At 72.8% G+C, this 9,728-nt stretch carries 7 protein-coding genes; 4 read left to right on the top strand and 3 right to left on the bottom strand.

Going from position 1 to position 9,728, the window contains the following annotated elements; genetic code table 11:
• A partial coding sequence (locus tag E9549_RS21405; protein WP_236828612.1) for a S8 family serine peptidase occupies positions 1–1,782 on the bottom strand: 1,782 nt, incomplete at its 3' end.
• 149 nt (positions 1,783–1,931) lie between these two features.
• Here E9549_RS21405 and dcd point away from each other — a divergent pair.
• Positions 1,932–2,516 (top strand): dCTP deaminase, encoded by a 585-nt coding sequence (dcd, locus tag E9549_RS21410; protein ID WP_236828613.1) that lies wholly within the window; start codon positions 1,932–1,934, stop codon positions 2,514–2,516.
• Here the strand turns inward: dcd and E9549_RS21415 are convergent.
• Positions 2,488–3,846 (bottom strand): MFS transporter, encoded by a 1,359-nt coding sequence (locus E9549_RS21415; protein WP_236828614.1) that lies wholly within the window; start codon positions 3,844–3,846, stop codon positions 2,488–2,490. The two genes, dcd and E9549_RS21415, sit on opposite strands and share 29 nt — an antisense overlap.
• A gap of 130 nt (positions 3,847–3,976) precedes the next feature.
• Complete coding sequence (locus E9549_RS21420) at positions 3,977–6,274, bottom strand: (Fe-S)-binding protein (RefSeq protein WP_236828615.1); 2,298 nt, start codon at positions 6,272–6,274, stop codon at positions 3,977–3,979.
• Between the two features lie 471 nt (positions 6,275–6,745).
• Between E9549_RS21420 and dnaK the strand changes: the two genes are divergently transcribed.
• The 3 genes from dnaK to E9549_RS21435 all read left to right on the top strand — a co-directional run.
• Positions 6,746–8,620, top strand: a complete 1,875-nt coding sequence (gene dnaK / locus E9549_RS21425; protein WP_236828616.1) for a molecular chaperone DnaK — start codon at positions 6,746–6,748, stop codon at positions 8,618–8,620.
• Positions 8,617–9,357, top strand: a complete 741-nt coding sequence (gene grpE / locus E9549_RS21430) for a nucleotide exchange factor GrpE (protein ID WP_236828617.1) — start codon at positions 8,617–8,619, stop codon at positions 9,355–9,357. The genes dnaK and grpE overlap by 4 nt, the downstream gene beginning before the upstream one ends.
• Positions 9,358–9,376: 19 nt before the next feature.
• Positions 9,377–9,728: DnaJ domain-containing protein (locus E9549_RS21435; RefSeq protein WP_236828618.1), on the top strand; the 352-nt coding region annotated here is incomplete at its 3' end.

Genomic DNA, 9,728 nt, shown 5'->3' on the forward strand with positions numbered 1-9,728 from the left:
TGGCGCCGTCGATGGAGCGCGGCGCCGGCCGCTACGTGCTGACCACCCAGCTGTACCGCGACGGGGGGCCGGTGCAGGGGCGCCCGGGGTGGCGTCGCCGGCCGGGGACACCAGCAGCGGCGCGGCGTGCATGCGGCCCAGCGGCTCCCCGTCGCGGTACAGCTGGGTGGTCAGCACGTAGCGGCCGGCGCCGAGCTCCATCGACGGCGCCAGCCCGATGCCGTCGAAGTGGGGGAAGGAGCCCAGGTCGAAGCGGGCGTCGCCGGCGTCGTCGGTGGCCACGGTGGCGCCGTCGAGGGTCACCGGCTTCTTCGCCAGCGCCCAGATCTCGCCGCCGTCCTCCATGCCCAGGCCGATGTCGACGGTGTAGCGACCGCTGCCGGCCGGGGCGCTGATGCCGATCGCGGGGGTGACGGTCCCGGGGCGGGCGGTCATCGACGTGAAGGCGTAGCGCACCGTCTCGCCGACGTGGTCGCCGATGCGGGTCAGCGACAGGCGGCCACCGGTGACCGACCGGCCGGCGAAGGCCGCGACCCGGTCGGTGTCGGCGAGCAGCGCCTGCTTGAGTTCGGCGGCCGTGGCCGCTGGCGAGACGGCCCGGTAGAGCGCCACCGCGGCGGCCACGTGCGGCGCGGCGAACGACGTCCCGTCGACCAGGCGCATCCCGCCGTCGTTCCACGGGGCGGCGACCCGGGTGCCCGGGGCGAAGAGGTCCACCGATGTGGCGCCCCAGCCGGAGTGGGCGGCGACGGTGTCGGCGGCCGTGGAGCTGCCGACGGTCACGACGTTGGGTTCGGTCAGGCCGGCCGGGTAGACGGGGTTGGTGTCCCGGTTCCCGCCGTCGTTGCCGGCGGCGGCGACCACGAGGACGCCGTGCGCCTCGGCGTACGCGACGGCCGAGCGCAGCGCCTCCAGCGGCGGGCCGCTGAGCTGGCCGCCCCACGAGGCGTTGATGACGTCGGCGCCGTGGTCGACGGCGTACCGGATGGCCTTGGCGCAGAGGTAGATGTCGACGGTGCTCCCGCCGCCGGCGACCAGCGGCATGATCGACACGCCGGGCGCCACGCCCGCGGACCCGTACCCGTTGCCGGCCCGCGCCCCCACGACGCCGGAGACGCTGGTGCCGTGGCTGCCCAGGCTGCCGTTGTCGATGTCGGCATCGTCCGCGTAGAAGTTCCAGCCGTGGCAGTCGCCGGGCAGGCCGTTGCCGTCGGTGTCCGCGGTGCCGCAGCGCTCGGCCGGGTTGGTCCACAGCGAACCGGCCAGCTCCGGGTGGTCGGAGTCGAAGCCCGAGTCGATGACGGCGACGACGCGGCCCACGCCCGTGCCGGTGTCCCAGCCGGTCGTGGCGTCCACGTCGGCGTCGGCCACGGCGGGCTGGCCGTAGGCGTTGCTGCCGGTGTTCTCCAGGTTCCAGCCGTACTGCGGGAACAGCGGGTCGGTGACCGAGCCGAGGACCGGCACGGACGTCGACAGGGCCACGTCGGCGACCCCCGGCACCGCCCGCAGCCGCTCGGGGCCCAGGCCGTCGGCGGCGACGAGGGCCAGCCCGTCGTCCACCCACTGCGCGCTCTCGACGCCGGGCACCGCGGCCAGCGCCGCCAGCAGGTCGCCGGAGGAGGCGCCTGCGGTGAGCACGTAGCGGGTCAGCCCGTCGCCCTCGCCGAACCCCGTGGCGACCTCGACGGCCGGCGTGGCCCACGCCGTCCAGACCGCGGCCCCGGCGTAACCGGCCACGACGGCGCCGGAGAGCACCGCTCCCAGCACCCGCTTGCTCGTCATCCCTGCCGACCCCCGGCCACCCCGTGGCCCCCGCCGGTCGCAGTGGGGCGCTCCCGTGCCGCTACGGCGCCGGGCGGGTGGTGCTTGAGGGCCCCGGCGGCGTCCTTCACCCGGACGGAGGGGGAACCCGGTTCCCTAGACTCCGCGCCATGCTGCTGAGCGACCGCGACATCACGGCCGCGATCGCCGGGGGACGCCTCGGCATCGAGCCCTACGACCCGGGGCTGGTGCAGCCGTCCAGCATCGACGTCCGGCTGGACCGCTACTTCCGCGTCTTCAACAACGCCCGCTACACCCACATCGACCCGGCGGAGCAGCAGGACGACCTCACCACCCTCGTCGAGCCCGAGGGTGACGAGCCGTTCGTGCTGCACCCGGGTGAGTTCGTCCTGGGGTCGACGCTGGAGGTCGTGCGCATCCCCGACGACCTGGCGGCCAGGCTCGAGGGGAAGTCGAGCCTGGGTCGTCTCGGGCTGCTCACCCACTCGACGGCGGGCTTCGTGGACCCGGGCTTCTCCGGGCACATCACGCTGGAGCTGTCCAACGTGGCGAACCTGCCGATCACCCTGTGGCCGGGCATGAAGATCGGTCAGCTCTGCCTTTTCCGGCTGACCAGCGCGGCCGAGCACCCCTACGGGTCGGCGGTCTACGGCTCCCGGTACCAGGACCAGCGCGGGCCCACCCCGTCGCGCTCGTTCCGCAACTTCACCCGCGCGGAGACCCGCCGTCCCTAGCCCCCTGGTCGGCGTCGTCGGCCCGGGCGGCGGCCGGGATCTCGACCCCGGCGCTCTCCAGCACGTCGGGGCGGCGTCCCGCCGGTGACCAGCCGGGCACCGCCCGCTCCACCTCGTCGTCGACGAACACCTGGCGCGTGGCGACCCACCCGGCGACGGCGAGCACCGCGACGCCGGTGAGCACGACGACGAACATGCCGTCGTAGCTGCCGGTCGCGCCGCGCAGCACGCCCACGAGCAGGGGGCCGGCCCCCGCGACGACGTAGCCCCAGCTCTGGCTGACCGTCGAGAGGGCGGCGACGGTCTCCGGCGTCCGGGCGCGCAGGCCGATGAGGGTCAGCACCATGGGGAAGGTCCCCATGCCGACGGCGATCAGCACCATCCAGAGCCACGGCGCGGTGGCCGGCGCCGTCCACAGGCCGACCCAACCGGTCACGTAGCTGGCGGTGAAGAGCGCCAGCAGCGGGCGCTGCAGCCGCGGGCGGACGGCGAGCGACGGGATCACGGCGCTCAGCGGCAGGCCGACGACGGCGTTCAGGCCCAGCATCAGCCCCGCCGTCGCGGCGCTCAGGCCCGAGTCGCGCAGGTACTGCGCCGACCAGCCGATGACGACGTAGGCCTGCAGCGCCTGGACTCCGAAGAACGCGGTGACCGCCAGCGCCGTCGGGCTGTGCACCAACGCCCGCATCGGGACGGCCGAGTGGCTCGCGCGGGAGACGTCGGGCGCGGCCGGGACGGCCAGCCACACCCCGGCCGCGACGAGCGCCGGCAGGGCCCAGACGACGAGCGCCCAGCGCCAGCCGCCGCCGTCGGTGCCCGCCGCGTCGGCGATCGGCTGGGAGGCCACCGCGGCGAGGGCCGCGCCCAGGCCCATCGCCGTGCTGTACGCGCCGACGAGGGGGCCGGTCCGCCGCGGGAAGTGGCGCTTCACCAGGCCGGGGAGCATGACGTTGCCGAGGGCCCCGCCGGCCATGGCCAGCGCCGTGCCCCCGAGGAAGACGGGGAAGCCCCCGGCCAGGCTGCGCAACGCGAGCCCGGCGGTCATCGCGACGAGGGCTCCGGCGAGCACGTGCGCGTCGCGGTAGCGGGCCGACAGCGCCGGGCCGGTGAAGCCGATGAGCGCGAAGCAGACCACCGGCATGGTGGTGATCACCCCGGCCAGGCCGCTGGAGATGCCCAGCCCCCGCTCGATCTCCTGCAGCACGGGGCCGACGCTGGTCACCGCCGTCCGGAGGTTGAGCGCGGTGAGCACGATGGCGACGGCCATGAGGCCGAGCCCCCGGCGACGACCGGTGCCGGTGCTGCTGCGGGCGGGGGCGGTGCGGGTCACCCGGACAGCGTCCTCCATGACGCACCCCGCACGATCGCCGGGTCGGTGCACGCTGCAACCACCGCGCACCGCCCCGGGAACGGCGACGGCGCGCACCCCGGGGGGGATGCGCGCCGCCGTCGTCGTGCTGCTACTGCGGATCGTGCTCCGTGGCGGCCGAGCCCAGGCCGGCGACGTCGTCGGCCTTCGTGCCGACGTCGGCACCCTGCTCGGCACCCTGCGCGCCGACGGCGACCGGCTTCATCGAGCGCAGCAGGATCTGGCTGACGTCGAGCACCTCGACGTGCTCGCCGGCCTCGCCGTTCTGCTTCTTGCTGGTCAGCGCGTCGCTGAGCATCGTGATGCAGAACGGGCACGCGGTGGAGATGACGTCGGGATCGAGCTCGAGCGCCTCCTCGGTGCGCTCCATGTTGATCCGCTTGCCGATCTTCTCCTCCATCCACATGCGGGCACCGCCGGCGCCGCAGCAGAAGCCGCGGTCCTTGCACCGGTGCATCTCCTGCGTGGACAGGCCCTGGACGGAGTCGAGGATCTCCCGCGGGGGCGTGTAGACCTTGTTGTGCCGGCCCAGGAAGCACGGGTCGTGGTAGGTGACCTTGCGGTCGACCGGGGTGACCGGGGTGAGCCGGCCCTCCTCCACGAGCTGGCCGAGCAGCTGGGTGTGGTGCACGACCTCGTACTCGCCGCCGACCTGCGGGTACTCCCGGCCCAGCGAGTTGAAGCAGTGCGGGCAGGTCGCGACGATCTTGCGGGTGCCCGGGACGCGGCCCTCGAAGACGCCGTTGAGGGTCTCGACGTTCTCCATGGCCAGCTGCTGGAACAGGAACTCGTTGCCCATGCGGCGGGCCGGGTCGCCCGAGCAGGTCTCGCCGTTGCCGAGGACGGCGAACTCGACGCCCGCGGTGTGCAGCAGCTCGGCGACGGCCTTGGTGACCTTCTTGGCGCGGTCGTCGACGGCGCCGGCGCAGCCGACCCAGAACAGGTACTCGACGTCGTGGGGGAGCGGGCCGTCGGCGACGCGGACCTCGAAGTCGAGCTCCTTGATCCAGTCCTCGCGGACGTTGCCGCCCATGCCCCACGGGTTCCCCCGCTTCTCGAGGTTGGTCATCATGACGCCGGCCTCGGACGGGAAGTTGGACTCGATCAGCACCTGGTAGCGGCGCATGTCCTCGATGTGGTCGATGTGCTCGATGTCCACCGGGCACTGCTCGACGCAGGCGCCGCAGTTGGTGCAGCTCCACAGGACGTCGGGGTCGATGACCCCGCCCTCCTCGAGGGTGCCGACCAGCGGGCGGTGGGCCTGGGCGTCGTTGGTGCCCTCGATGCGGGCGTAGCCCGACGCCCACACCTGCTCGTCGCTGGGCTTGAGCACGTCGTAGTCCGGCGCCGTCTCGCTCGCCGTCTTCTCACCGAGGAGGTAGGGGGCCTTCGCGTACAGGTGGTCGCGGAGGTCCATGATCACCATCTTCGGGCTGAGCGGCTTGCCCGTGTTCCACGCCGGGCACTGGCTCTGGCACCGACCGCACTCCGTGCAGGTGGTGAAGTCCAGCATCCCCTTCCAGGTGAAGTCCTCGATCTTGCCGCGACCGAAGACGTCGTCCTCGCCCGGGTCCTCGAAGTCGATCGGCTTGCCGCCGGAGGTCATCGCCGGCAGCGGGCCGAGCGCCGGGGCGCCGTCGGCCTCGCGCTTGAAGTAGATGTTGAAGAAGGCGCTGAACCGGTGCCAGGCCACACCCATGTTCAGGATGCGGCTGATGACGACCAGCCAGGTCAGCGACACCACGATCTTGATGAACGCGACGATCGTGACGACGTCCGGGTTGTCCGGGAAGACGTTGGACAGCAGGCTCGCGACCGGGTGCGACCAGGTCGGGGCGTCGTCGAGGCCGGAGGCGATCTTGGCGGCGCGGATGCTCAGGATGCTGATGCCGACGACCAGGACGACGGCCTCGACGAAGTAGCCGCGGCCCTCGTTCGAGCCGGCGAACCGGCTCTTGCGGCCCTGCCGGCGCGGGTGGTCCCGCTGGCGCCGGATGATCAGGTAGACGATCCCGAGGATCGTCCCGGTGCCGATGATGTCGACGAAGAGGTTCCAGATCGCCCAGGTGCCGATCAGCGGCAGGTGGAACGCCGGGTCCCACACCTCGCCGAACGCCTCGACGAGCGTCAGGAACAGGCCGTAGAACCCGAGGAACACGAACCAGTGGGCGACGCCGATGCTCGACCACTTGAGCATCCGGGTGTGGCCCAGCGACTCGACGAGCATCGTCTTCAGCCGGGTCTTGACCGGGCCGAAGCGGGTGCCGTCGGGCTGCCCGGTGCGGATGATCCGCACCATCGCCCGGACGGCCCGGTAGGCCATGACGGACGCGACGATCAGGAACAGGACGCTGATCGTCCCCAGGACGATCTGCAGCGGGCCCGTCATGTTTTCCCCTCCCGTACGCCAGGTGGCGTCGGTCGACTCCCGCCGACCGCGCGGGCGACGGGGCTGTGTGCGGTGCGCGCACCGGCCCGCCGGCCGGTCGGCCGGCGCTCGGCGCGCAGTGCAGGCAGGCGCAGCCGGCACTCCTGCGCACGATAGCTGGCGCCCTGTGAGGCTACTCGCCGGTAACCACGGGCGCGGTGCCCCGGATCGGTGTTCGGCCACCGGGCGCCCCGCCCAATCCCGCTCCGGGGTGACGCAGAACACGGTCGGGCCGCCCTCTGCCCGCGCCGGAGCGGCGCCGGGCGGGGCCGGGGTGGGTCCGGACGCGAAAGGGGTGCGGGCCCGGGAACACGGTCGCGCTGCATGCCGTTAGGGTGGGCAGGAAAGTTGAGTGGACCCCGCGCAACGGCGGACACCGACTCCCCCGCACGGACCAGTACCACCCCAGCACACGGAAGAGAGGCCATCTCCATGGCTCGAGCGGTCGGCATCGACCTCGGCACGACCAACTCCGTCGTCACCGTCCTCGAGGGCGGCGAGCCGACGGTCATCGCGAACTCCGAGGGCTCGCGCACCACCCCCTCCGTCGTCGCCTTCGCCAAGAACGGCGAGGTGCTCGTCGGCCAGTCGGCGAAGAACCAGGCGGTCACCAACGTCGACCGCACCATCCGCTCGGTGAAGCGCCACATGGGCACCGACTGGAAGACCGGGGAGATCGACGGCAAGACCTACACCCCGCAGGAGATCAGCGCCCGCATCCTGCAGAAGCTGAAGCGGGACGCCGAGACCTACCTGGGCGAGCCGGTCACCGACGCCGTCATCACCGTCCCCGCCTACTTCGAGGACGCCCAGCGCCAGGCCACCAAGGAGGCCGGTGAGATCGCCGGCCTCAACGTCCTGCGCATCGTCAACGAGCCCACGGCGGCCGCCCTGGCCTACGGGCTGGACAAGGGCGAGACCGAGCAGACGATCCTCGTCTTCGACCTCGGTGGTGGCACCTTCGACGTCTCCCTGCTCGAGATCGGGGACGGCGTCATCGAGGTGAAGGCCACCGCCGGTGACAACCACCTCGGTGGTGACGACTGGGACGAGCGCGTCGTCAAGCACCTGGTGCAGACGTTCAACGCCTCCAACGGCATCGACCTGTCCAAGGACAAGCTGGCGATGCAGCGCCTCCGCGAGGCCGCCGAGAAGGCGAAGATCGAGCTGTCCGGCGCGCAGTCGACCAACGTCAACCTGCCCTACATCACCGCCGGCGCCGAGGGCCCGCTGCACCTCGACATCACGATGACCCGGGCCGAGTTCCAGCGGCTGACCCAGGACCTGCTCGACCGCGCCCGCGCGCCGTTCAACCAGGCGATCCGCGACGCCGGCATCTCCGTCGGCCAGATCGACCACGTCGTCCTCGTCGGCGGCTCGACCCGCATGCCGGCCGTGAGCGACCTGGTCCGTGAGCTGACCGGGGGCAAGGAGCCCAACAAGGGCGTCAACCCCGACGAGGTCGTGGCCATCGGTGCCGCGCTGCAGGCCGGTGTCCTCCGCGGCGAGGTCAAGGACGTCCTGCTCCTCGACGTCACCCCGCTGTCCCTGGGCATCGAGACCAAGGGCGGGATCATGACCAAGCTCATCGAGCGCAACACCACGATCCCGACGAAGCGCTCGGAGATCTTCACGACGGCCGACGACAACCAGCCGTCCGTGCAGATCCAGGTCTTCCAGGGCGAGCGCGAGATGGCGATGTACAACAAGAAGCTCGGCATGTTCGAGCTGACCGGTCTGCCCCCGGCGCCGCGCGGCGTCCCGCAGATCGAGGTCGCCTTCGACATCGACGCCAACGGCATCGTCCACGTCCACGCCAAGGACCTCGGCACGGGCAAGGAGCAGTCGATGACCATCACCGGCGGCTCGGCCCTCCCGAAGGAGGACATCGAGCGGATGATGAAGGACGCCGAGGCGCACGCCGAGGAGGACAAGCGACGCCGCGAGGAGGCCGAGACCCGCAACCTGGCCGAGTCGCTGCAGTACCAGACCGAGAAGTTCCTGGCCGAGAACGGTGACAAGATCCCGGCCGAGAAGAAGGACGAGCTCGGCGAGGCGCTGAGCGAGCTGCGCAGCGCGCTGGGCGGCTCGGACGTCGCGGCCATCAAGTCCGCCCAGGAGAAGGTGGCCCGGGTGTCGCAGGAGGTCGGCGGGGCGCTCTACGCCCAGCAGGCCGAGGCGGCCGGTGGGGCGCCCGGTGCGGAGGCCGGCCCGGGCGCCGGCGCCGGTGCGACGGGCAGCCAGGCCTCGGCCGACGACGACGTCGTCGACGCCGAGATCGTCGACGAGGACACCGACCGCCGATGAGCCAGGGGGACGAGCAGCCGCGGGTCGTGATCCGTGACAGGCGGCGGATCGACCCCACCACCGGCGCAGTGCGGGCGCCGGCCGGCGAGCAGCCGGCCGGCGCCCGGCCCGGTACCGACCTCCCAGGGGAGCAGATGAGCGAGCACGACACGCCGGCCGCCGGCACCGAGCACGGCACGACGACGTCGCGGGAGGACGCGGCGCCGCAGCAGGCGGCTGCGCCGCAGGACGCCGCCGCACCGCAGCCCGGTGCCGACGGCGACCTGGCCCAGCAGCTGGCCGAGCGCACCGAGGACCTACAGCGGGTCACCGCCGAGTACGCCAACTACCGGCGCCGGGTCGACCGGGACCGCTCGCTGGTCGTCGACCAGGCCGCCGAGCGCTTCGCCGCGCAGCTGTTCCCGATCGTCGACGACATCGAGCGGGCGCGCGACCACGGTGACCTCAACGGTGCCTTCAAGGTGGTCGCCGACCGCATCCTGGGCGTGCTCGACGGGCTCGGGGTCGAGGCCTTCGGCAAGGCCGGTGACGAGTTCGACCCGGGGCTGCACGAGGCGGTCATGCACGACACCTCGGCCGAGGTCACCGTGCCGACGGCCACCACCGTGCTGCGGCAGGGCTTCCGCCGCGGCGAGCGGGTGCTGCGCACGGCCATGGTCGCGGTCACCGACCCGGAGAACCCGGCCCCGGCGGCCGCGCCGGCGTCCGACGAGACCGGCGCCCCGGCGTCCGACTGAGCGGGAGAGGGGGCGTCCGATGAGCACCCGTGACTTCATCGAGAAGGACTACTACGGCGCACTCGGCGTCCCCCAGGACGCCGACGCGGCCGCGATCAAGAAGGCCTACCGCAAGCTGGCCACGGAGCTGCACCCCGACAAGAACCCGGGCAACACCGAGGCCGAGGCGCGGTTCAAGGAGGTCTCCGAGGCCTACGACGTGCTCTCCGACCCCAAGCGGCGCGGCGAGTACGACGACGCGCGGCGGTTGTTCGGTGCCGGGGGCGCCGGTGCCCGGGCCGGGTTCCCCGGCGGTTTCCCGGGTTCCGGCGGCCAGCCCTTCGACCTCGGCGACCTCTTCGGGGCGGCCGGGGCCGGGGCGGGCACCGGCG

The sequence above is a fragment of the Blastococcus sp. MG754426 genome (genome assembly GCF_021699055.1).
Classification (GTDB): Bacteria; Actinomycetota; Actinomycetes; order Mycobacteriales; family Geodermatophilaceae; genus Blastococcus.

What these genes read in the sequence shown, in the direction of transcription:
- E9549_RS21420 (WP_236828615.1), bottom strand. Translation starts at nt 6,274, where the DNA reads ATGACGGGCCCGCTGCAGATCGTCCTGGGGACGATCAGCGTCCTGTTC.
- dnaK (WP_236828616.1), top strand. Translation starts at nt 6,746, where the DNA reads ATGGCTCGAGCGGTCGGCATCGACCTCGGCACGACCAACTCCGTCGTC.
- dcd (WP_236828613.1), top strand. Translation starts at nt 1,932, where the DNA reads ATGCTGCTGAGCGACCGCGACATCACGGCCGCGATCGCCGGGGGACGC.
- grpE (WP_236828617.1), top strand. Translation starts at nt 8,617, where the DNA reads ATGAGCCAGGGGGACGAGCAGCCGCGGGTCGTGATCCGTGACAGGCGG.